General features: G+C 71.9%; 20 protein-coding genes. 16 read left to right on the top strand and 4 right to left on the bottom strand.

Going from position 1 to position 22,965, the window contains the following annotated elements; translation table 11 throughout:
• The first annotated feature begins 70 nt into the window (after nucleotides 1–70).
• From arc to prcA, 5 genes are all read left to right on the top strand, one after another.
• Nucleotides 71–1,837, top strand: a complete 1,767-nt coding sequence (gene arc / locus ACZ6X9_RS17030; protein WP_469778793.1) for a proteasome ATPase — start codon at nucleotides 71–73, stop codon at nucleotides 1,835–1,837.
• Nucleotides 1,838–2,178: 341 nt separating this feature from the next.
• Nucleotides 2,179–3,690, top strand: coding sequence for a depupylase/deamidase Dop (gene dop, locus ACZ6X9_RS17035; protein WP_469778794.1), 1,512 nt, complete (start codon nucleotides 2,179–2,181; stop codon nucleotides 3,688–3,690).
• Between the two features lie 148 nt (nucleotides 3,691–3,838).
• The gene (locus ACZ6X9_RS17040) at nucleotides 3,839–4,057 is read left to right on the top strand and encodes a ubiquitin-like protein Pup (protein WP_436780717.1); all 219 of its coding nucleotides are present in this window, start codon (nucleotides 3,839–3,841) and stop codon (nucleotides 4,055–4,057) included.
• Between the two features lie 305 nt (nucleotides 4,058–4,362).
• Nucleotides 4,363–5,208, top strand: coding sequence for a proteasome subunit beta (prcB, locus tag ACZ6X9_RS17045; RefSeq protein ID WP_469778795.1), 846 nt, complete (start codon nucleotides 4,363–4,365; stop codon nucleotides 5,206–5,208).
• Nucleotides 5,209–5,270: 62 nt separating this feature from the next.
• Entirely contained in the window at nucleotides 5,271–6,032 is a 762-nt protein-coding gene (gene prcA, locus ACZ6X9_RS17050) for a proteasome subunit alpha (RefSeq protein WP_469778796.1), read from the top strand.
• A gap of 225 nt (nucleotides 6,033–6,257) precedes the next feature.
• Here the strand turns inward: prcA and ACZ6X9_RS17055 are convergent, their stop codons facing one another.
• Nucleotides 6,258–7,334, bottom strand: a complete 1,077-nt coding sequence (locus ACZ6X9_RS17055) for a LacI family DNA-binding transcriptional regulator (protein ID WP_469778797.1) — start codon at nucleotides 7,332–7,334, stop codon at nucleotides 6,258–6,260.
• A 155-nt stretch (nucleotides 7,335–7,489) separates the two neighbouring features.
• Between ACZ6X9_RS17055 and ACZ6X9_RS17060 the strand changes: the two genes are divergently transcribed.
• The 11 genes from ACZ6X9_RS17060 to ACZ6X9_RS17110 all read left to right on the top strand — a co-directional run bounded on the left by ACZ6X9_RS17060 (nucleotide 7,490) and on the right by ACZ6X9_RS17110 (nucleotide 19,345).
• Nucleotides 7,490–8,749 carry an MFS transporter gene (locus ACZ6X9_RS17060; RefSeq protein ID WP_469779174.1) on the top strand — a complete coding sequence of 420 codons (1,260 nt, stop codon included), beginning with the start codon at nucleotides 7,490–7,492 and terminating at the stop codon, nucleotides 8,747–8,749.
• Nucleotides 8,750–8,758: 9 nt separating this feature from the next.
• Nucleotides 8,759–10,120: a Pup--protein ligase gene (gene pafA / locus ACZ6X9_RS17065; RefSeq protein WP_469778798.1), complete on the top strand. Its 1,362-nt coding sequence runs from the start codon at nucleotides 8,759–8,761 to the stop codon at nucleotides 10,118–10,120.
• A 165-nt stretch (nucleotides 10,121–10,285) separates the two neighbouring features.
• The gene (locus ACZ6X9_RS17070; RefSeq protein ID WP_469778799.1) at nucleotides 10,286–11,380 is read left to right on the top strand and encodes an FKBP-type peptidyl-prolyl cis-trans isomerase; all 1,095 of its coding nucleotides are present in this window, start codon (nucleotides 10,286–10,288) and stop codon (nucleotides 11,378–11,380) included.
• 83 nt (nucleotides 11,381–11,463) lie between these two features.
• Nucleotides 11,464–11,838 (top strand): FKBP-type peptidyl-prolyl cis-trans isomerase, encoded by a 375-nt coding sequence (locus tag ACZ6X9_RS17075; protein ID WP_469778800.1) that lies wholly within the window; start codon nucleotides 11,464–11,466, stop codon nucleotides 11,836–11,838.
• Between the two features lie 126 nt (nucleotides 11,839–11,964).
• Entirely contained in the window at nucleotides 11,965–13,002 is a 1,038-nt protein-coding gene (locus ACZ6X9_RS17080) for a helix-turn-helix transcriptional regulator (protein WP_469778801.1), read from the top strand.
• A gap of 113 nt (nucleotides 13,003–13,115) precedes the next feature.
• The gene (locus tag ACZ6X9_RS17085) at nucleotides 13,116–14,078 is read left to right on the top strand and encodes a helix-turn-helix transcriptional regulator (RefSeq protein ID WP_469778802.1); all 963 of its coding nucleotides are present in this window, start codon (nucleotides 13,116–13,118) and stop codon (nucleotides 14,076–14,078) included.
• 7 nt (nucleotides 14,079–14,085) lie between these two features.
• Nucleotides 14,086–14,331, top strand: a complete 246-nt coding sequence (locus ACZ6X9_RS17090; RefSeq protein WP_469778803.1) for a hypothetical protein — start codon at nucleotides 14,086–14,088, stop codon at nucleotides 14,329–14,331.
• Between the two features lie 184 nt (nucleotides 14,332–14,515).
• Complete coding sequence (locus tag ACZ6X9_RS17095; protein ID WP_469778804.1) at nucleotides 14,516–14,731, top strand: hypothetical protein; 216 nt, start codon at nucleotides 14,516–14,518, stop codon at nucleotides 14,729–14,731.
• Nucleotides 14,732–15,062: 331 nt separating this feature from the next.
• The gene (tatA, locus tag ACZ6X9_RS17100; RefSeq protein ID WP_469779175.1) at nucleotides 15,063–15,344 is read left to right on the top strand and encodes a Sec-independent protein translocase subunit TatA; all 282 of its coding nucleotides are present in this window, start codon (nucleotides 15,063–15,065) and stop codon (nucleotides 15,342–15,344) included.
• Between the two features lie 65 nt (nucleotides 15,345–15,409).
• Complete coding sequence (tatC, locus tag ACZ6X9_RS17105; RefSeq protein ID WP_469778805.1) at nucleotides 15,410–16,375, top strand: twin-arginine translocase subunit TatC; 966 nt, start codon at nucleotides 15,410–15,412, stop codon at nucleotides 16,373–16,375.
• Between the two features lie 156 nt (nucleotides 16,376–16,531).
• A complete protein-coding gene (locus tag ACZ6X9_RS17110; RefSeq protein ID WP_469778806.1) occupies nucleotides 16,532–19,345 on the top strand; it encodes a DEAD/DEAH box helicase in 2,814 nt (937 codons plus the stop codon).
• Nucleotides 19,346–19,666: 321 nt separating this feature from the next.
• Here the strand turns inward: ACZ6X9_RS17110 and ACZ6X9_RS17115 are convergent, their stop codons facing one another.
• The 3 genes from ACZ6X9_RS17115 to ACZ6X9_RS17125 all read right to left on the bottom strand — a co-directional run bounded on the left by ACZ6X9_RS17115 (nucleotide 19,667) and on the right by ACZ6X9_RS17125 (nucleotide 22,759).
• Complete coding sequence (locus ACZ6X9_RS17115; RefSeq protein WP_469778807.1) at nucleotides 19,667–20,704, bottom strand: hypothetical protein; 1,038 nt, start codon at nucleotides 20,702–20,704, stop codon at nucleotides 19,667–19,669.
• A gap of 216 nt (nucleotides 20,705–20,920) precedes the next feature.
• Nucleotides 20,921–21,787 (bottom strand): siderophore-interacting protein, encoded by an 867-nt coding sequence (locus tag ACZ6X9_RS17120; RefSeq protein ID WP_469778808.1) that lies wholly within the window; start codon nucleotides 21,785–21,787, stop codon nucleotides 20,921–20,923.
• A 66-nt stretch (nucleotides 21,788–21,853) separates the two neighbouring features.
• On the bottom strand, nucleotides 21,854–22,759 hold the full coding sequence (locus ACZ6X9_RS17125) for a 5'-3' exonuclease (protein ID WP_469779176.1): 906 nt from the start codon (nucleotides 22,757–22,759) through the stop codon (nucleotides 21,854–21,856).
• Between the last annotated feature and the right edge of the window lie 206 nt (nucleotides 22,760–22,965).

Consider the following 22,965-nt stretch of genomic DNA (forward strand, 5'->3'; position numbering starts at 1 on the left):
GGGGTTTCAACCTGCACCGGCCCAGGTAGGGTCTGGAAGCGTCCAGCTCCCCTTGGAGGAGGTGAGGACCGTGGCAGCCCACGACGACGACATGAACCGCGGCATCCGGCCCGGACGGGGCTCTGACGACCCCGCCAGCCAGGTTGCCTACCTTGAGCAGGAGATCGCCGTCCTGCGCCGCAAGCTCGCCGACTCTCCGCGGCACACGAGGATTCTCGAAGAGCGGATCGTCGAGCTCCAGACTAACCTGGCCGGGGTGTCCGCCCAGAACGAGCGGCTCGCCAACACCCTCCGCGAGGCCCGCGACCAGATCGTGGCCCTCAAGGAGGAGGTCGACCGGCTCGCCCAGCCGCCGGCCGGCTTCGGCGTCTTCCTGCAGGCGAACGACGACGGCACGGTGGACATCTTCACCGGCGGCCGCAAGCTCCGGGTCAACGTGAGCCCGGGCATCGATCCCGAGGAGCTCCGGCCCGGCCAGGAGGTCATGCTCAACGAGGCCCTCAACGTGGTCGAGGCCATGGCGTTCGAGCGGGCCGGGGACATCGTCACCCTCAAGGAAATCCTGGAGGACGGCGAACGGGCCCTGGTCATCGGGCACACCGACGAGGAACGGGTGGTGAGGCTCGCCGAGCCGCTGCTGGACGTCACCATCCGCCCCGGCGACGCCCTGTTGCTCGAATCCCGCTCCGGCTACGTCTACGAGGTCATCCCCAAGAGCGAGGTCGAGGAGCTCGTCCTCGAAGAGGTCCCCGACATCGACTACACGAAGATCGGCGGCCTGGGGAACCAGATCGAGCTCATCCGCGACGCGGTCGAGCTCCCCTATCTCTACCCCGACCTCTTCAAAGAGCACGAACTCCGGCCCCCCAAGGGCGTCCTGCTCTACGGCCCCCCCGGCTGCGGCAAGACGCTCATCGCCAAGGCGGTGGCCAACTCCCTTGCCAAGAAGGTCGCGGAGGTCACCGGGAAGCCCGCGGGGAAGAGCTTCTTCCTCAACATCAAGGGCCCCGAGCTGCTCAACAAGTACGTCGGCGAGACCGAGCGGCACATCCGCCTGATCTTCCAGCGCGCCCGCGAGAAGGCCAGCGAGGGCACGCCGGTGATCGTCTTCTTCGACGAGATGGACTCGCTGTTCCGCACTCGTGGCTCCGGCGTCAGCTCGGACGTGGAGAACACCATCGTCCCGCAGTTGCTCTCCGAGATCGACGGCGTGGAGGGCCTGGAGAACGTCATCGTCATCGGCGCCTCCAACCGCGAGGACATGATCGACCCGGCGATCCTGCGCCCCGGCCGGCTCGACGTGAAGATCAAGATCGAGCGGCCGGACGCCGAGGCGGCCAAGGACATCTTCTCCAAGTACCTGACCGCCTCGCTGCCGCTGCACGCGGACGACCTCGCCGAGCACGGCGGGGACGCCCGGGCGACGGTCGACGGCATGATCCAGTCGGTCGTGGAGCAGATGTACGCCGAGTCCGAGGAGAACCGCTTCCTGGAGGTCACCTACGCCAACGGTGACAAGGAAGTCCTCTACTTCAAGGACTTCAACTCCGGAGCGATGATCCAGAACATCGTGGACCGCGCCAAGAAGATGGCGATCAAGGCGTTCCTGGACCACAACCAGAAGGGCCTCCGCGTCTCCCACCTGCTCGCCGCCTGCGTGGACGAGTTCAAGGAGAACGAGGACCTGCCGAACACCACCAACCCGGACGACTGGGCCCGCATCTCCGGCAAGAAGGGCGAGCGGATCGTCTTCATCCGCACCCTCGTCACCGGGAAGCAGGGCGCGGACACCGGCCGCTCCATCGACACGGTGGCCAACACCGGTCAGTACCTGTAGCACCGCCGTCCGGCCGCGGATGACCGTTCCCCCGGCTCCTCCGGCTCCCGACCCCGGGCGCCGGTCCGGGACGAACGGTCCGTCCGCGGCCGGACGCGTTCACGGACCCCGCGGGGCGCCCGGGGGGTCCCCGGGGGACGCGCCGGAGGACGCCCGCGGCCGGGCGGGCCCGGTACGGCACGAACCGGAGCAATGACTGGAATGATCTCCCCAGGGCCGCAAAGCCGTTCTAGGCTCTGCGGTACCACCGCGACGCGCGTGGGGGACGCACACGGACCGGATGCGCAGCGGTACTTGAGCGGCGACCCCACCAGGGGGCGCCGCCGGGCAAGGAGGGCCGCATGACCGTACGGCGAGTAATGGGCATCGAGACGGAGTACGGGATCTCCGTCCCCGGTCACCCGAACGCCAATGCCATGCTCACCTCGTCCCAGGTCGTCAACGCCTACGCGGCGGCGATGCACCGGGCACGCCGTGCCCGCTGGGACTTCGAGGAGGAGAATCCGCTGCGCGACGCCCGGGGCTTCGACCTCGCCCGGGAGGCCGCGGACTCCAGCCAGCTCACGGACGAGGACATCGGCCTGGCCAACGTCATCCTCACCAATGGCGCCCGGCTGTACGTGGACCACGCCCACCCCGAGTACAGCTCCCCGGAGATCACCAACCCGCGGGACGCCGTCCTCTGGGACAAGGCCGGCGAACGGATCATGGCCGAGGCCGCCGAACGCGCCGGCCGGCTGCCCGGCGCCCAGCCGATCCACCTCTACAAGAACAACACCGACAACAAGGGCGCGTCCTACGGCACCCACGAAAACTACCTGATGAAGCGGGAGACCCCCTTCTCGGACATCGTGCGGCACCTGACCCCCTTCTTCGTCTCCCGCCAGGTCGTCACCGGCGCCGGCCGCGTCGGCATCGGCCAGGACGGCCGCGAGCACGGCTTCCAGATCAGCCAGCGCGCCGACTACTTCGAAGTCGAGGTCGGCCTGGAGACCACCCTCAAACGGCCCATCATCAACACCCGGGACGAGCCCCACGCGGACGCCGAGAAGTACCGCCGGCTCCATGTGATCATCGGCGACGCCAACCTCTCGGAGATCTCCACCTACCTCAAGCTGGGCACCACATCCCTGGTGCTGTCCATGATCGAGGACGGCTTCATCTCCGGCGACTTCGCCGTCGACCAGCCCGTCCGCACCCTGCACCGGGTCAGTCACGACCCCTCGCTGCGCCGGCTGATCACGCTGCGCAGCGGCCGCACCCTCACCGCCGTCCAGCTCCAGATGGAGTACTGCGAGCTGGCCCGCAAACACGTCGAGGACCGGTACGGGGCCGACGCGGACGAGCAGACCAAGGACGTCCTGACCCGCTGGGAGGACGTGCTCGGCCGGCTGGAGAGCGACCCCATGAGCCTGGCCGGCGAGCTGGACTGGGTGGCGAAACGGGAGCTGCTGGAGGGCTACCGCCGCCGCGACGGCCTCGACTGGGACGCGGCCCGGCTGCACCTGGTGGACCTCCAGTACGCGGACGTCCGCCCGGACAAGGGCCTGTACAACCGCCTGGCGGCGCGCGGCCGGATCAAGCGGCTGCTGGACGAGGACGAGGTGGAGCGGGCCCGCACGGCACCGCCCGAGGACACCCGGGCGTACTTCCGGGGCCGCTGCCTCGACCAGTACGCGGACGACGTGGCCGCCGCCTCCTGGGACTCCGTGATCTTCGACCTCCCCGGCCGGGACTCGCTCCAGCGCGTCCCCACCCTGGAACCGCTGCGCGGCACCCGCAACCACGTCAAGGAGCTGCTGGACCGCTGCCGCACGGCGGAGGACCTGGTACGGGTGCTGTCGGGGGGCTGAGCGGGGTCTGGGGAGGAGGCGGAACGGGAATCATCACGGTGGTTCCCGGACGTTCCCGGGAGTACGGGGCCGATGTCGGACCGTGCTTGTAGGGTCTGATCTGTAGGACTTGAGTACGTGTACGTCGAAACCGAGCGGGGTGAGGGGTATGGCGACCAAGGACACCGGCGGCGGGCAGCAGAAGGCCACGCGTGCCACCGAGGAGACCGAGGAGCAGGCGCAGGAGGCGCAGGCGTCCGAGGACCTCAAGGAGCGGCACGAGAAGCTGTCGGATGACGTGGACTCGGTGCTGGACGAGATCGACGACGTCCTGGAGGAGAACGCCGAGGACTTCGTGCGAAGCTTCGTCCAGAAGGGTGGAGAGTGATTTGACCTACGATTCGTAGGTCGAATTCGGTCGGGACCGGACACTCGCCCGGTCCGGGCGAAGGGTCGCGCGCGGCGCGGGGGACCGCGGACCGCGAGCGGCCGCACCGCGGCCGGGGATCGGCCCGGGGGGTGGAGGGGGTCTGTCCGACCCGCCTTGCCGCCCGGTCGGAGCACATGGATCATGATCACCGAACCGGGGCCGAGCGTGGCGTGCTGCGACGCAGCCGCGACGCCGCCCCCGGACCGTTCTAAGGATCGGCCGGACGTCACGCGGCGTGCCGCCGAATACGTGGAAGGAAACGTGTGGAAGCCAACCCTCGTAGCACCGGGCGTCTACCTGCTGCCTTCCTGACGCCGGGCTCGTCCTCTTTCGTGGACTTCCTCGGGAACCACGCCCCCGAGCTGCTGCCCGGCAACCGGCAGTTGCCGCCCGTGATGGGTGCCGTCGAGGCGCCGCACGGCACGACCATCGTCGCGGCGACCTTCGCCGGCGGGGTGGTGCTGGCCGGCGACCGGCGGGCGACCATGGGCAACGTCATCGCGCAGCGCGACATCGAGAAGGTCTTCCCGGCGGACGAGTACTCGGCCGTCGGCATCGCGGGCACGGCCGGTCTCGCGGTGGAGATGGTCAAGCTCTTCCAACTGGAGCTGGAGCACTTCGAGAAGGTCGAGGGCGCCCAGCTCTCCCTGGAGGGCAAGGCCAACCGGCTCTCCACCATGATCCGCAGCAACCTGGGCATGGCCATGCAGGGCCTGGCCGTGGTGCCGCTCTTCGCCGGCTGGGACGTGGACCGCGGGAAGGGCCGGATCTTCACCTACGACGTGACCGGCGGTCGCTCCGAGGAGTACGGCTACGCGGCCACCGGCTCCGGCTCGCTCTTCGCCCGCGGCTCGCTGAAGAAGCTCTACCGGGAGGGCCTCACCGCCGAACAGGCCGCCACCCTGGTGGTACAGGCCCTGTACGACGCGGCCGACGACGACTCGGCGACCGGCGGTCCCGACCTCGCCCGCCGCATCTACCCGATCGTCACCGTCATCTCCGACGAGGGCTACCGGAGGCTCACCGACGCCGACCTGGCGGAGACCGTCCGGGAGATCCACGAGCGGCGGCTCCAGGAGCCCGACGGCCCCCGCGCCGCCCTCCTCTGACCCGTACCGGTCCCGAGTCCCCCGTACGCACTCCCCACAGACCAGAAAGGGACGGATAACCGGTGTCGACGCCGTTCTACGTCTCTCCCCAGCAGGCCATGGCCGACCGCGCCGAGTACGCCCGCAAGGGCATCGCGCGCGGCCGCAGCGTCGTGGTCCTCCAGTACAACGATGGCGTTATCTTCGTTGCCGAGAACCCGTCCCGCGCGCTGCACAAGGTCAGCGAGATCTACGACCGCATCGCGTTCGCGGCCGTCGGGAAGTACAACGAGTTCGAGACCCTGCGCATCGGCGGCGTCCGCTACGCCGACCTGCGCGGCTACACCTACGACCGCGGCGACGTCACCGCCCGGGGCCTCGCCAACGTCTACGCCCAGACCCTCGGCACCATCTTCTCCAGCGCCGGCGAGAAGCCCTACGAGGTCGAACTGATCGTCGCCGAGGTCGGCGCCGGCCCCGAGGACGACCAGATCTACCGGCTCCCGCACGACGGTTCGATCGTCGACGAGCACGGCTCGGTCGCCGTCGGCGGCAACGCCGACCAGATCAGCAGTTACCTCGGGCAGCGGCACCGGGACGGGATGACGCTGGCGGAGGCGCTCAAGCTCGCCGTCGAATCGCTCGCCCGGGACACGAACGGCGGGGAGCGGACGCTGACCGCCGAGCAGCTTGAGGTCGCGGTGCTCGACCGGACGCGGCCGCAGCAGCGGAAGTTCAAGCGGTTGCTTGGTGATCAGTTGACGCGGCTGCTCGAAGGCGCGGGTGGCGCCGAGGGCGCCGAGGAGGGCGAGGACGGCGAGGACAGCGAGAACGCCGGCTCCTGAGGCGCCTGCGGCGGGCTGTGCCCCGGTCCCGCCCCTTCGCCGTTTCCTGGGGGCCGGCCCCCAGACCCCCGAAACCGCGCTCCGCGCGGTTGTCCTCAAACGCCGGACGGGCTGATTTCAGCCCGTCCGGCGTTTGAGGACAGCGCCCGCAGGGCGCTTCGGGGGCGCGGGGGCCCGCCCCCGCAGGAAACGGTGAAAGGGCGGGACCGGGGCACCCCCCCGCCGTCAGGCGGGCCGCGCCGGCCCGCTCGAGTCGCGGATCACCAGGTCCACCGGCAGCTCGGCCGCGCCATCGGGCCGCCCGTCGAGAACGGCCGCGAGCGCCCGCATCCCCGCCTCGCCGACGGTCTCTGCGGGGAGACGGACCGTGGTCAGCTCGGGATCGACAGCCGTAGCCAGCGAAAGATCGGCGAACCCGGTCACCGAGACGTCGTCCGGAACACGCAACCCAAGCCGCCGAGCGGCCTTGCACGCACCCGCGGCGAGCATGTCGTCGTCGCAGACGAGGGCGGTGGGCCGGGGTCCGGGCCCGGAGAGGACGCGTTCGGCCGCCGCCCGCCCCGCGTCGACGTGCAGCGAAGCCGGCTCCGTACGTATCACGCGCGCGTCGGGGACGCCCCGCAGCGCCTCGGCCAGGGCCCGCGCCCGGACCCGGAAGGTCCAGGAGTCGACGTCGGCGGCCAGGTGGGCGAAGCGCCGGTGGCCGAGGGTGAGCAGGTGGGCGGCGACCTGTCGCATGCCGTCGGCGATGTCCGGGTTGACGGTGGCGGCGGCCTCCGCGCTGTGGGGGTCGCTGTCGAGCATGACCAGCGGCAGGCCGCCGGCCCGCAGGGCGGTCAGGGAGTCGACCGCCATGGAGGAGGCGATGACGCCGTCGAGGGCGGCGCGGGCGGAGGCGAAGGGGTCGCGGGCGGGGCCGATGCCCTCGGGGGAGGGGTAGAGGAGGACGCCGACGCCCTGTTCGCCGGCCGCGCGGGCGGCCCCGGCGTAGACCCGGGCGAAGAATTCGTTGGTGAGGGCGGGGACCACGAGCAGGACGGTCCGGGTCCGGCCCAGCCGTAGGTCGCGGGCGGCGAGGTTGCGGCGGTAGCCCAGTTCGCGGGCGGCGGTGCGGACCGCCTCGGCGCGGGCCTCGGAGACCCGGCCGCGCCATTTGTCGCCCATGACCAGGGAGACCGTCGCCTGGGAGACGCCGGCCGCGCGGGCCACGTCCCGGCTGGTCGCCCGGGCGGGCGCCGCGTGTGCCCCCCGGACCGTCGGCCAGCGGCCCCCGCCGCCTCTGCTCTGTTCGCCGTCCGTCACCGCGGTGACGCCCCTCTCCGCCCGACTCCCCACGGGTGGACCCGTGAGCTGCCGACATGGTACGTATAACTCTTCAACGTTATACGTAAAACCACACGGACGGGCGGACGAACGTCCCGGCGGACCCGGCCACGGCCGGTCGAGAGAGGCAGATGATGGCGGCGGGCTACGGCGAGATGCTCAGGACGCGGTACGCCGCGCGGTTGCTGGTGGGCACCCTGGTGGGCCGGCTGCCCACCGCCACCGCCGCGCTGGCGGTCGTCCTCTTCGCCCGCGCCGAGGGCGGCAGCTACACCCTCGCCGGCGCGCTCTCCGCCGCCTACGGCGTGGCCAACGCCGTCGGCCAGCCGCTGCTCGGCCGCGCCGTCGACCTGTACGGCCAGCCGCGCGTGATGCTGCCCTCGGCCGTACTGTCCGCGCTGGGCATGGTCCTCTTCGCCTGCGTCGGTCTGGAGCCGCTGCCCGTCGCCTACGCGGCCATGGTCGTCGCGGGCTTCTTCACCCCGCCGCTGGAGGGCGGCCTGCGGGCGCTGTGGCCGTCCGTGCTGGAGCGCGAGGACCGCATCCACGCGGCCTACGCCCTGGACGCCGTGGCCCAGGAGGTCATGTACGCGGTCGGCCCGCTGATCGTGATGCTGTTCGTCCGCGAGTGGTCCGAGGCCGCCGCGCTGCTGGTCATCAACGCCCTGGGCGTGCTCGGCGCGCTCGCCGTGGTCAGTTCCCCGCCCTCGCGGAAGTGGCGCAGCGAGCCGCGCGAGGCCCACTGGCTGGGCGCGCTGCGCTCCCGGGGCCTGCTGGTCGTCCTCGGCACCTTCTTCTTCGTCGGCTCGGCGCTGGGTTCCATAGCCGTCGCCTCCGTGGCCTACGCCGACGCGCACGGCAACCAGATGATCTCCAGCTATCTGTTGTCGGCGCTCAGCGCCGGTGCCCTGGTCGGCGGTGTGGTGTACGGCGGCCGGCAGTGGGCGGGGGCGCCGGAGGGGCGGCTGCGGGTGATCATCGCCGCGCTGGCCGTCTGCTACGTGCCGCTGCTGCTGGTCCCCGGTGTCGTCCCGATGACCGTCCTGGCGGGGATCGCCGGTGTGTTCCTGGCACCCGCGCTCGCCTGCGCCTTCGTCGTCGTCGACCGGCACGCGCCGGCGGGCACGGCCACCGAGGCGTTCTCCTGGCTGGTCACCTCGTTCGGCGTCGGCGCGTCCATCGGTACGGCGTTCGTCGGACCGGCGGTGCAGTCGGGCGGTGCCCGGGCCGGGTTCGCGGTCGCGGCGGGCGGCGGGATCGCCGCCGCGCTCGTCCTGCTGGCGGCGCGCAAGGCGCTGACCGCCCCCGAGAAGGTGTCGGCCGTCGTCGCGCGTTCGGAATCCGATCGGAACGGTGCCGTCGAACCCGGTTTCAGCGCAGGGCATCAGGCGTAGTGTTCAGGCATGGACCGCCGCATTTTCGGGCTGGAGAACGAGTACGGCGTCACGTGCACGTTCAGGGGACAGCGCCGACTGTCGCCTGACGAAGTGGCGCGGTACCTCTTCCGCCGTGTCGTTTCCTGGGGCCGCAGCAGCAATGTCTTCCTGCGCAACGGCGCCCGTCTCTACCTCGATGTGGGCTCGCACCCGGAATACGCGACACCAGAGTGCGACAACGTGATCGAACTGGTCACCCACGACAAGGCGGGCGAGCGCATTCTCGAAGGACTGCTCGTCGACGCCGAACGCCGCCTGCACGAGGAGGGGATCGCGGGCGACGTCTACCTCTTCAAGAACAACACCGACTCGGCGGGGAACTCCTACGGCTGCCACGAGAACTACCTCGTGGCCAGACACGGGGAGTTCTCCCGTCTGGCGGACATCCTCATCCCCTTCCTGGTGACCCGTCAGATCATCTGCGGCGCCGGGAAGGTCCTCCAGACCCCGCGCGGCGCCGTCTACTGCGTCAGCCAGCGCGCGGAGCACATCTGGGAGGGCGTCAGCTCCGCCACCACGCGTTCGCGCCCGATCATCAACACCCGGGACGAGCCGCACGCCGACGCCGAGCGGTACCGCAGGCTGCACGTCATCGTGGGCGACTCGAACATGTCGGAGACCACGATGCTGCTCAAGGTCGGCGCCACCGACCTGGTGCTCCGCATGATCGAGGCCGGCACGGTGATGCGCGACCTCACCCTGGAGAACCCCATCCGGGCGATCCGCGAGGTCAGCCACGACATCACCGGCCGCCGCAAGGTGCGCCTGGCCAGCGGCCGCGAGGCCTCCGCCCTGGAGATCCAGCAGGAGTACTACGAGAAGGCCGTCGACTTCTGCGAGCGGCGCGGCATCCGCACGGGCGTCGTCGAGCGGGTGCTGGAGCTCTGGGGCCGGTCCCTGGAGGCGATCCGGGACGAGGACCTGGACCGCATCTCCACCGAGATCGACTGGGTGATGAAGTACCAGCTCATCGAGCGTTACCGGGCGAAGAACGCCATCAGCATGTCCCACCCGAGGGTCGCCCAGATAGACCTCGCCTACCACGACATCCACCGCCGGCGGGGCCTGTACTACCTGCTGGAGCGGCGCGGCCAGGCCGCCCGGGTCTGCAACGACCTGAAGATCTTCGAGGGCAAGTCGGTGCCCCCGCAGACCACCCGGGCCCGGCTGCGCGGCGATTTCATCCGCCGCGCGCAGGAACAGCGCCGGGACTTCACCGTCGACTGGGTCCACCTCAAGCTCAACGACCAGGCTCAGCGCACCGTGTTGTGCAAGGACCCTTTCCGGTCGGTGGACGACCGGGTGGAAAAGCTGATTGCCGGAATGTGAGCGGAAGCACGGCCTGAAATCCCCGAATTCGGGGCAGCGAATGCGACACCGGTGCGCCGGACCCATCGGTCCGGCGCATCGCCGTGTCGGACGGGGGTGCCGGGCGGGGCGCAGGCCGTAGAGTGGCGGGCACTGTTCAGCCACCCCCTAGCCCGAGTTGGACCGATGCTGCGATTCACCGCGGGACGATTCCCGCAATCCCGTCGCCTCGCGAGGACCGCGAGCGGCACCCGCCCGTCCCGCCGTCTGGCCGCCGCCCTGGCCGTGCCCGTCCTGCTGCTGACCGCCGCGGGCTGCGGCTCGGACGACGACGGCGGTTCGAAGAAGTCCGCCGAGAGCAGCTCCAAGGCCACGGAGAGCGCCAAGTCGGCGCAGGGCGGCTCGAAGATCACGGTGACGGGCGCCTTCGGCGAGCAGCCGAAGATCACCGCTCCGAAGGACGCCAAGGGCCCGGACAAGGTGCGGATCACCACGATCACCGAGGGCAAGGGCGCCACCGTGGAGAAGGGCGCGTTCGCCCGCATGGCCTTCGCGGTGCAGCCGACCCAGGAGGGCGCCACCGCCAAGGGCACCTGGAACCCCGAGCCGGGCCAGGACACCAAGGGGCCGCGCCGCGAGCTGGTGCAGCGGGTGGGCGACGGCGAGGGCGGCGGCCAGGTGCCGGCCGCGGTCGCCGACGCCCTGGTGGGCCACAAGGTCGGCACCCGGGTGTGGGCCGAGGGCACGCTGAAGTCGATGTACGGCGACAAGGTCCAGCAGAACGCCGACCAGACGCTCGTCTGGGTCCTGGACGTCGTGGCCACCGGCAAGGCCGACGCCAAGGCGGAGGTCAAGGGCGAGCAGGCGAAGCCCGAGTCGGGCATGCCGGAGGTGAAGGCCGAGTCCGGCAAGGCGGCCGAGATCACCATGCCCAAGGGCGAGAAGGCGCCCAAGGAGCTCAAGGAGCAGATCCTCATCAAGGGCGACGGCCCGGAGGTCAAGGCCGGTGACGGCCTGGTGGCCCAGTACACCGGCGTGCTCTGGGACGGCGGCAAGAAGTTCGACTCGTCCTGGGACCACGGCGGCGCCACCGCCTTCCAGATCGGCACCGGCTCGGTCGTCTCCGGCTGGGACAAGGGCCTGGCCGGCAAGCACGTCGGGGACCGGGTGCTGTTGGTGCTCCCGGCCGAGCAGGCGTACGGCAGCAGCCCGCCGCCCGGCAGCGGCATCCCCGCCGACGCGCCGCTGGTCTTCGTCGTGGACATCGTGGGCAAGGTCTGACCGGCCCATCGGGGACGAGGCCGGGCCGCTCATCTGCGAAACTTGCACGGTTGTCCGAAGAATCCGTTCGTAGGAGCACTTACGTGAACATCGAGAAGCCGGAGATCGACTTCCCCGAGGGCCCGGCCCCGTCCGACCTGGAGATCATCGACCTCTGGGAGGGCGACGGTGCGGTGGCCAAGGCCGGCGACTTCGTCAAGGTCCACTACGTGGGCGTCGCCTACTCCACCGGCGAGGAGTTCGACGCGAGCTGGAACCGGGGCAACCCGCTGGAGTTCAAGCTGGGCGCCGGCCAGGTCATCGAGGGCTGGGACAAGGGCATCCAGGGCATGAAGGTCGGCGGCCGCCGCCGGCTGACGATCCCCGCCCACCTCGCCTACGGCGAGCGCGGCGCGGGCGGCGGCCGGATCGCCCCCGGCGAGACGCTGATCTTCGTCTGCGACCTGATGGGCGTCTGACCGGACCCCGACCGGTGATGACCGAGGGCCCGCGCGAACCGCGCGGGCCCTCGGCTTTTGCCGGGTGACCGGTGAGCGGTACGGTCATCGGTTGAAAGAACATGAGAAGAGGGCGAGAGGGCGTCGATGGCGATTGCCAAGGCCGAGCGGCTGATGAATCTGGCGCTGTGCCTGCTGGGGACGCGTCGTCCGCTCAGCAAGCGGGAGCTGCGCGGGTCCATCGAGGCCTACCTGGAGGCCTTCGGACCGGGGAGTGACGTGGCCTCTCGTGCGGACGTCGGGTCGGACGCCGACGCCGCCGTTCCGTCCTCCCGTTCCGCCGGGACCGGCAGTGACGACGCCTTCAACCGCATGTTCGAGCGGGACAAGGAGGACCTCCGCGAGCTCGGCCTGATCATCGAGACGGTCGAGGGTGTCGACGGTGAGACCGGCTACCTGGCCCGCCGGGACAGCAACCGCCTCCCCCCGATCACCCTCGACGTCGAGGAGGCCGCGGCGCTGGGCCTCGCCGCGAAGGTCTGGCAGCAGGCGCGGCTGGCGTCGGCGGCCAGCGGCGCGCTCCAGAAGCTGCGCGCGGCCGGGATGCCGGTGGCGGAGGACGCGTACGAGGGCGGCGCCCTGGAGACCCGCATCCCCGTGCACGAGGCGGCGTTCGAGCCGCTGATGCTCGCGGCGCGCGACCGCCGCACCGTCGTCTTCGACTACCGCAAGGCCAACGCGGCCCGTCCCGAGCAGCGGCACGTGGAACCGTGGACGCTGGAGTGCTGGCGCGGCCACTGGTACCTGGCGGGCTGGGACCGCGAGCGCCAGGCGGAGCGCGTCTTCCGTCTCTCCCGTATCACCGGCCGGGTCCGCTCGCGGGCCCTGCCGTTCACCGCGCCGGTCCCCGACCACGTCACCGTCCGGGAGACCGTGGAGAGCTGGGCGGGCGAGACGGCCACCGGCACCGCGCTGATCAAGGTCCGGGCGGGGCACGGCTACCCGCTGCGCGCCAAGGCCCTGGCCCGCCGGGACCTGGGCGACGGCTGGGACGAACTGGAGATCCCGTACGGGCACGGGCTGGACGCCTGGCTCGTCGAGTTCGGCCCGGACGTGGTGGTACTGGAACCGGACGACCTGCGGGCCGACGTCGTCGAGCGGCTGCGGGCCGTGGCGAAGGACTGACCGCGAGCGCGACCGCGACGCCCCCCCCCGGCGTCCCGGCACATCCCGACGAGCGGACCCAGCCACACCCCCGACGAGCGGACCTCCAACAGAAGGGCACGGACCGACCCCTCATGGCCGGAAACGCCATCGACCAGACCCGGCGAATGCTGTCGCTGGTCACCTACCTGCGCGAGCGCCCCGGCGCCCGCGTCGCCGACGTGGCCCGGGCCTTCGGCATCACCGAGGACGAGCTGATCGGCGACCTCGACGTGCTGCCGATGTGCGGCACCAGCTTCCGCGGCGGCGACCTGCTGGACATCGACACCGACGGCGACCGCATCTGGTGGCACAACCCGGACGCCTCGGGCACCAGCACCGGTGAGCCGCTGCGGCTCGCGGCCGACGAGGCCACCGCCCTGCTGGTGGCCGCCCGCGCCGTGGCCACCCTGCCCGGCCTGCGGGAGAGCGACCGGCAGGCGCTGGTGCGCGCCACCGCCAAGATCGAGGCCGCGGCCGGGGAGGCGGCGGGCGCCAGCTCCCGGCTCTCCGTCACCTTCGAGTCGGAGGGCGGCGTCTTCGCCGACGTCGACCGGGCCATCGCCGAACGCCGCCGGCTCTGGGTCCGCTACTACTCGCCGGCCCGCGACGAACTGACCGAGCGCGAGGTCGACCCGATCCGGCTGTTCGCCGTCGGCCACACCTACATGGAGGCGTGGTGCCGGCTCTCCGAGGCCCGGCGCACCTTCCGGCTGGACCGGGTGGCCGAGATCCGGCTGCTGGACGAGGTCTCCGACCCGCCGCCGGTCGAGCCGCGCGACCTCTCGGCCGGGCTGGTGCAGCCCGCCGCCGAGGACCCCGAGGTCGTGGTCGAGGTGGGCCCCGGCGGACGCTGGGTGGCCGAGTACTACCCGCACGACAGCGCCGAGGAACTGCCCGAGGGCGGTCTGCGCATCACCCTGCGCACCCCCGACCCCGCGTCGCTGCGCCGGCTGGCGCTGCGGCTGGGCCGGGACGGCCGCATCGTCTCGCCCCCCGAGCTGGCCGCGAGCGCAAGGGAAGCGGCCCGGGAGGCCCTCGCGGCCTACGGCGGGTGAGGCCGGGGTGACCGGGTACGCGCGGGAGCTGCCGGGCACGGTCTTCAAGGCCGCCTGCCCCGACTGCCGGGGGAGCTTCGAACTGACGGCCGCCGCCCTCCGGCTGGCGATCGGCGGCAGCCGGCGCACCACGTTCTACTCCTTCACCTGCCCCGACTGCGGCGCGTCGGTGCGCAAGCCGGCGGGGGAGCGGATCGTGCAGTTGCTCACCGGGGGCGGGGTGCGCACGCTGCGGCTGCACTCGACGGTCTGAGCGGGCCCCGAGGGGTGTGTCCCCGGGCCCGTGCCCGCCTGTGGTGCCTGCCCGGGTGGGGGTAAGTTTCCGGGCCCGTGCCTGCCCGTGGTGGGGGCGGGTCCCCGGGCCCCCGCCCGCCCGTCGTGGGGCGAGTCCCGGGCCCGTGCCCGCCCGTCGTCCCGCCTTCGGTAGGTTCGTCCCCATGCTCTTCCCCATGCTCGCCGTCGCCCTCTCCTTCTGCGGCATCGCCGTGCTCGGCGTTCTCGCCGCGCTCGTCCTGGTGCAGGTGCGCCGGCTGGCCCGGCAGGTGGAGGAGAGCTCCCGGCGGATCACCCGGGCGACCGAGGACCTGGAGCGGGCCGCCGTCCCGCTCGCCGCGGAGGCGGCGCGGGTGGCGCACGGCGTACGCCAGGAGTGATCACGGGCGTACGCCGCACCGCGTGCCGCCCGGCGCACGCCCCCGGCCGGCGTCCGGCGTACGCCCGGTGTGGCAACCGGCGCGCACGGGCGGGCGGAAGGGCCCGACGGCCGTCTCCTCCGCCGGAGGTGCTGGCGGTACGCTGGTGCGGGTGACCCTGCCGACGAAGCGGAGGGTCGCTCGCGGGAACAGCGGGGAAGTACGCGCGGGGATTGCCCGGCGTTCATCCTTGCGCGTTACGATCGCTGCCGTACGACTGCTGGACAAAACGTCTTATCGGTCCACAGCTCCACACCCCTAAACCGCTTCGGTGAGAAGGTAAACGCTTATGTTGTTCGGACGGCTCGGGGCCCCTGAGATCATCCTCATTCTCGTGGTTGTCGTGCTCCTGTTCGGCGCCAAGAAGCTCCCCGACATGGCGCGTGCTCTCGGCAAGTCCGCCCGCATCCTCAAGAGCGAGGCCAAGGCGATGAAGTCCGAGGGCAAGGACGCCTCGGCGCCCGCCGAGCCCGCGGACCCGCAGGCGGCGGCCCCGCGTACGATCAAGGCGGCTCCCGGTGACGTGACCTCGCGCCCGGTGCAGGAGCCGGCCGACCGCACGACGCAGCGCTGACCACCGAGGACGACTGGGACGGCCGCCCGGAGGCGACCGTCCGCCGCACGAGATAGGGACGTGGGTTGCTCAAGCCTGCCCGCAAGAAGGAGAAGGATCCCGAGGGGCGGATGCCGCTCGCGGAGCACCTCCGTGAGCTGCGCAACCGGTTGGCGAAGTCGGTCATCGCGATTGTGATCGTCGGGGTGGTCGCGGCCTACTACTACCTGGACATCATCGATGTCTTCAAAAAGCCGATCGAGGACGCGGTCGGTTGTGACCTTCCCTTCTCCGAGTTGCTGAAGGTCAAGAAGGACAACCCCAAGGTCTGCGCCAACATCACGATGTCGGGCCTCTCGGGGCCCTTCACCCTGATGGTCAAGGTGTCCCTGGTCTCGGGGCTGGTGATGGCCAGCCCGGTGTGGCTGTACCAACTGTGGGCCTTCCTCGCGCCCGGTCTGCACCGGCACGAGAAGAAGTACGCGCTGAGCTTCGTGGCCGCCGGTGTCCCGCTCTTCGGGGCGGGCGCCTGGTTCGCGTACACCATCCTGCCGACCGCAGCCAAGGCCCTCCTCGGGCTCACCCCCGCCGGCGTCGACAACATCCTTCCGCTGGACGAGCTCCTCGACCTGATCATGCGGCTGGTCCTGGTCTTCGGCCTCTCCTTCGAGCTGCCGCTGCTGCTCATGCTGCTCAACTTCGGCGGAATTCTCACCGGCCGCCGGATGCTGGGCTGGTGGCGCGGCATGATCATGGGTGTCACGATCTTCGCGGCCGTGGCAACGCCGACCGTCGACCCGGTGTCGATGTTCGCCCTCGCCGGCCCGATCGTCGCCCTCTACTTCATCGCCGTCGGCATCGCCATGCTCAACGACAAGCGCAGGGGCAGGGCCAACCCCGACCGCCTCCTCGACGACGACGAGGCGGCACCCCTGGACCTCACCCCCGAGCCGGTCGCCGACGTGGAGCCGCTGACCGCCGCCGACCGGTCCGGTCGGCAGGGGAACAACGGGGAGCCGGTACGGCGGAACGGGTACGACGACTTCACCTGATCCGGGCGGTCCGCGACCGCGGACCCAGCGCTTCCGGGGCGGCAGCCGCAGACGGCTGCCGCCCTGTGGCGTTCGGGGCCCGGGCGAAGGGGAGGGGGCCGGGGCGCCGTAAAGATCGGGTACCTGTCCGAGGTGCCCGGTAGGCTCGTAGACAAGATGACCGACGACATGTCCCCTGCTGAGCGCTATGCCCTGGCGAAGCGGCGCGCTGCGGAGCAGGCCACCGCCCTGGCCTCCTTCCGCGAAATGTACGACTTCGAGCTGGACGCGTTCCAGATCGACGCCTGCAAGGCCCTGGAGGCCGGAAAGGGGGTGCTGGTCGCGGCGCCGACCGGCTCCGGCAAGACGATCGTGGGCGAGTTCGCCGTCCACCTGGCCCTCCGCGAGGGCCGCAAGTGCTTCTACACCACCCCCATCAAGGCGCTGTCCAACCAGAAGTACAACGACCTGGTCAAACGCTACGGCGCGGCCAAGGTCGGGCTGCTGACCGGTGACAACAGCGTCAACGCCGACGCCCCGGTGCTCGTGATGACCACCGAGGTGCTGCGGAACATGCTCTACGCCGGGTCCCAGGCCCTGAACGGGCTGGGCCATGTGGTCATGGACGAGGTGCACTACCTCTCCGACCGCTTCCGCGGCGCCGTCTGGGAAGAGGTGATCATTCACCTGCCCGAGTCGGTGACGCTGGTGTCCCTGTCGGCGACCGTCTCGAACGCGGAGGAGTTCGGCGACTGGCTGGACACCGTCCGCGGCGACACCGAGGTGATCGTCTCCGAGCACCGGCCCGTTCCGCTCTGGCAGCACGTGCTGGCCGGGCGGCGGATGTACGACCTGTTCGAGGAGAAGACCGGCCCGGACGGCACGCCCGTCACCGGCCGCCGTGAGGTCAATCCGGATCTGGTGCGGCTGGCCCGGATGGAGAACAGCCGGCCGATGGGCGGCCGGGACCGCCGCCGCGGCCGGGAGGCCGACCGTGAGCGGGAGCGGCGGCAGCGCAGCCGGATCTGGACCCCCAGCCGGGTCGAGGTCATCGAACGGCTCGACGCCGAGGGCCTGTTGCCCGCGATCACCTTCATCTTCAGCCGCGCGGGCTGCGAGTCCGCGGTCCAGCAGTGCCTGTACGCGGGGCTGCGGCTGAACGACGACGAGGCCCGGCGCCGGGTGCGCGAGATCGTCGAGGAGCGCACGGCCTCGATCCCCGACGAGGATCTGCACGTCCTGGGCTACTTCGAGTGGCTGGAGGGGCTGGAGCGCGGTATCGCCGCGCACCACGCGGGCATGCTGCCGACCTTCAAGGAGGTCGTGGAGGAGCTGTTCGTCAAGGGCCTGGTCAAGGCGGTGTTCGCCACCGAGACGCTGGCCCTGGGCATCAACATGCCCGCCCGGTCCGTGGTGTTGGAGAAGCTCGTCAAGTGGAACGGCGAGCAGCACGCGGACATCACCCCCGGCGAGTACACCCAGTTGACCGGCCGGGCCGGCCGGCGCGGCATCGACGTCGAGGGGCACGCGGTCGTGCTCTGGCAGCGGGGCATGGACCCGGGCGCCCTGGCCGGTCTGGCCGGCACCCGGACGTACCCGCTCCGGTCGAGCTTCAAGCCGTCGTACAACATGGCGGTCAACCTGGTCTCCCAGTTCGGCCGGCACCGGTCGCGCGAGCTGCTGGAGACCTCGTTCGCCCAGTTCCAGGCGGACCGTTCGGTCGTCGGCATCTCGCGGCAGGTGCAGAAGAACGAGGAGGGCCTGGCGGGGTACCGCGAGGCGATCACCTGCCACCTCGGCGACTTCGACGAGTACGCGCGGCTGCGCCGTGAGCTGAAGGAGCGCGAGACCGAGCTGGCCAAGCAGGGGGCCACCCAGCGGCGGGCCGCCGCTGCCGCCGCCCTGGAGAAGCTCAAGCCGGGCGACGTCATCCATGTGCCGACCGGCAAGTTCGCCGGGCTCGCGCTGGTGCTCGACCCCGGGCTGCCCGGCCGGGCCGACCGGTCCCGCGGTTACGACTACGAGGGGCCGCGTCCCCTCGTCCTCACGGCGGAACGGCAGGTCAAGCGGCTGGCGGCGCTGGACTTCCCGGTGCCCGTCGAGCCGGTGGAGCGGATGCGCATCCCGCGCACCTTCAACCCGCGCAGCCCCCAATCGCGCCGCGACCTGGCGTCGGCGCTGCGGACCAAGGCCGGGCACATCGTGCCCGAGCGGCACCGCAAGGGCAGGTCCGCGGCCGTGGACGACGCCGAGATCTCCCGACTGCGGACGGCGATCCGCGCGCACCCCTGTCACGGCTGTGACGAGCGGGAGGACCACGCCCGCTGGGCCGAGCGCTATCACCGGCTGCAGCGGGACACCCGGCAGTTGGAGCGGCGGATCGAGGGCCGGACGAACACCATCGCCCGTACCTTCGACCGGATCTGCGCACTCCTGACCGACCTCGACTATCTGCGGAACGAGGAGGTGACCGAGCACGGTCGACGGCTCGCGCGGCTCTACGGCGAGCTGGACCTGCTCGCCTCCGAGTGCCTGCGCGAGGGCGTCTGGGACGGGCTGGCCCCGGCCGAACTGGCGGCCTGCGCGTCGGCGCTGGTCTACGAGGCGCGGATGAGCGACGACGCGGTGGCGCCCAAGCTGCCGTCGGGTGCGGCCAAGGCGGCGCTGGGCGAGATGGTCCGCATCTGGGGCCGGCTGGACGCCCTGGAGGAGGCGCACCGCATCAACCAGGCGGAGGGGGTGGGCCAGCGCGAGCCCGACCTCGGGTTCGCCTGGGCCGCCTACCGCTGGGCCTCCGGGCACGGGCTGGACGAGGTGCTGCGCGAGATCGAGATGCCGGCGGGCGACTTCGTCCGCTGGTGCAAGCAGCTCATCGACGTCCTCGGCCAGATCGCGGCCGCCGCGCCGGCGGGCAGTCCCGTGGCGCGCAACGCCCGCAAGGCGGTCGACGGGCTGCTGCGCGGTGTGGTGGCGTACTCGTCGGTGGGGTGAGCCGCGCCGGTTCCGCTTTGAGAGCCCGTCCCCGGAACGTCTCCGGGGGCGGGCTCTCGCCGCTGACGGTGTCCCGTCGGGCCGCCCGGCCCCTGATCGTGCCGCTCGGGCCGGCCGGTGGTGCGGGGTGTCGGGTGGGGCCTGCCGGCCTGTCGGTGCTCGCCTCCCTGCCGCCTGCCGTGGTGACGGGGGCGGTGTCCGGCACGATCGGTGTGCCGGTCCGGCAGTGTGCGTCGATCAGCGCGCACGACGCGTTTCCGCTGCTGCCGCCGACGTTCGTCCCGTCCGCCGTCACGAAGCCGGGGGCGACGCCGGGGCGGATCACCAGGACCCGTCGGGCAGCTTCCTCGCCCGTCGGCGTCGGCGGCCGACGAGGAAGTAGGTGACCGAGGCCGCGACCAGGGCGGCGGCGGACGAGACGGCGACGATCGTGCCGGTGCCCGGGCCGTCGTTCCCGTCCTTGTCCGCCGCGTGGTGACTGCCGCCGGTGCCGTCCTCGTCGGGGGCGGTCTCGCTGGTGCGGTCGACGATCTCCTTGTACGCGTGGGGGCCGGCGCAGAAGTCGCGGTTGGCGGGGTCCATGTGGTCCGGCACGGTGAGTCTCACCGACTGCAGAGGGGAGTCCTCCTCCTCGTCACCGCCGCCGGCCACGAGGTCCACGGCGTAGGTGCCGGGCTTGATGTCGCAGCGCACCATGCCCGCGAGGTCGGTCCACCAGCCGTCGCCCTTCCCCTCCTTGAAGTTCTTCGTCAGGCGCTTGACGGGCGTGACGAAGGCGGGGGAGCGGAGGAGGAGCGCGTCGTGGGCGTCGAGGGTGGCCCGGTCGGTGGTGATGGTGAACACGGCCTCGTCGCCGCGCTGCGGCTCCCGGCCGCCCGGCCGCAGCCGCAGCGAGGAGACGCCGGCCTGGCCCGCGGACGCCGACGGGCTCGGCGTACCGCCGTCGCAGGCGCCGGCGCGCCCCCCGGTCACGGTCAGCCGGGTGCTCGCGACGGACTTCCCCGCGCCGTTCAGCAGGACGCTCACCGGGTGCCCGCCGGGCCGCGCGTCGCAGCGGATCCGGCCGTGGACCGCCACGGTGGTGTCGTCGGCCTTGTTGTGGCCGAAGTCCTTCCCGCGGACGGTGATCTTCGCGTCGAAGGCGGGCGACTCCACGACGACGGAGTCGACGCCCTCGGTGCCGGGGCCCTCGAGGGTCACCACGAACTCGACGTCGCCCCCGCGCGGTGCGGGCTCCGCGGACGTGATCCGCGTGGGCGGCGGGTCGGCCGGTGCCGGGGCGGCGGGGGCCGGCCCGGCCGCCGCCAGGGCGAGGGCCGCGGCGGCCGTGCTCGCGAGGGATATCCGTGCGGAACGCATGGCGCCGAGCCTATCCCGGAGCCGGCGGGCGGCTGCCGGGCCGTGGGTTTCGTGGGGGTGCCCCGGTCCCTCCCCCAGAGGGGGGACCCCCATTTCACCGTTTCCTGAGGCTGATGCCCAAGCCCCCCGAATTGGCGCTCCGTACGTTGTCCGCAAACGCCGGACGGGCTGTGGGGGGGGGCGGGGCAGGAGGGGGGACCGTACGCGGGTGCGTTCTCAGGCGCCGGCAGGGCCGGACCGGCCCTCCTGCTCGGCCTCCACCTGCTGGTTCCACTCGCGCTTGGACGCCTGCCAGCCGTCCTCGTCGTGGCCCCGGCGCCAGTAGCCGGAGATCGACAGCCGCTCGCGGGGGATCTCCCGCTCCAGCCGCAGGTGGCGGCGGAGCTCCTTGACGAAGCCGGCCTCGCCGTGGACGAAGGCGTGGACGTCGCCGGGCGGGAAGTCGAGCGAGCGGACGGCGGCCACCAGGGCTTCCCCGACGGGGGCGGAGCCCCGGTGCAGCCAGGTCACCTCGATGCCGGGGGCGAGGTCGAGCTTCTGCTCCTCGTCCTCGTCGGCGATCTCGACGAAGGCCCGGACGACGGCGTCGGGGCGGGTCAGCGACAGCCGTTCGAGGACGGCGGCGATGGCGGGCAGCGCGCTCTCGTCGCCCGCGAGGAGGTGCCAGCCGGCATCCGGGTCGGGCGCGTAGGCGCCGCCCGGGCCCATGAACAGCACCTCGGTGCCCGGCTCGACGCGGGCGGCCCAGGGGCCGGCCAGGCCCTCGTCACCGTGGACCACGAAGTCGACGACGAGTTCGCGGGCGAGCCGGTCGAAGGAGCGGACCGTGTACGTCCGGGTACGCGGCCACTGGTCGCGCGGCAGGTCCCGGCGGATGACCTCCATGTCGAAGGGCTCCGGGTAGGCGACGCCCTCGTACGGGAAGAGGAGCTTGACGTAGTGGTCCGTGAACTCCCCGACGGGGACCGCGTCCAGCGCCTCGCCGCCCAGGACCACCCGGGTCATGTGCGGCGTCAGGCGCTCGGTGCGCAGCACGTGCGCCCGGTGGACCGGGCGTTTCCTGGGGGCGGGGCGGTCTGCCATAGGACGGTCTCCCTGAGCGCACGCGAGTGACGGGGTCGATCATAGTTAGGACTGCCTAACCTAACACTACCCCGGAAGAGCGGACAGCAGCCGCTGCAAGGATCCGCCCAGGCCCCACCGCTCGGCCAGCATCTCCAGGGCCCGCGCGTCGCGCGGGGCGGACGGCAGGGCCGCGTCGAACGGCGGCAGCGCCACGTCGGACGCCACCCGCACCACCTTGGGCGCCACCGCCAGGTACGGCCGCGCCTCGTCCAGCCGCCGGCGCTGCGCCGGGGTCAGCCCGGACGCCGGGTCGGCTACGGCCGCCAGGATGCCCGCCAGGTCGCCGTACGAGGCGAGGAGCTTGGCCGCCGTCTTCTCGCCGACCCCCGGCACGCCCGGCAGGCCGTCGCTGGGATCGCCGCGCAGCAGTGCCAGGTCGGCGTAGCCCGGGCCGTCCACCCCGTACTTCTCCCGCAGCAGCGCCTCGTCCACCAGTTGCAGCGTGCCGACGCCCTTCACCGGGTAGAGCACGCGCACCCCGCGGGCGTCGTCGACCAACTGGTAGAGGTCCCGGTCGCCGGTGACCACGTCCACCGGGCCGGCGGCCCGCGCGGTGAGGGTGCCGATCACGTCGTCCGCCTCGTAGCCCGGCGCGCCGACGCGGGCGATGCCGACCGCGTCCAGTACCTGCTCGATCACCGGGACCTGCGGGGAGAGGGTGTCCGGCACCTCCTCCTCGTCCGTGCCCTCCGCCACTTCCTGGGCCACCCGGTGCGCCTTGTAGGAGGGGATCAAATCCACCCGCCACTGTGGCCGCCAGTCCTCGTCCATGCAGGCCACGAGGTCGTCCGGGTGGTGGTCCTGGACGAGGCGGGCGATGAAGTCGAGCAGGCCGCGCACCGCGTTCACGGGCGTGCCGTCGGGGGCCCGCACCGACTCCGGCACGCCGAAGTAGGCGCGGAAGTAGAGGGAGGCGGTGTCGAGGAGCATCAGGCGTCGCGTCACACCCCGATCATGCCGTACCCCACCGACACGACCCCGGCCTCGAGCGCGCCACATGTGAAGTGGATCACTCTTCCGTTTGCTCCCGAAAAACGGGGGCAGGCGCGGCCGCGGAGCGGACCCGCCTGTGCCGGAACGGCGCGTACGGGACGCGGGCCGGATGCCCGTCCCGCTCCACGGCCGCCCGCAGGGGG

It is taken from the genome of Streptomyces sp. NPDC052910 (assembly GCF_055585605.1).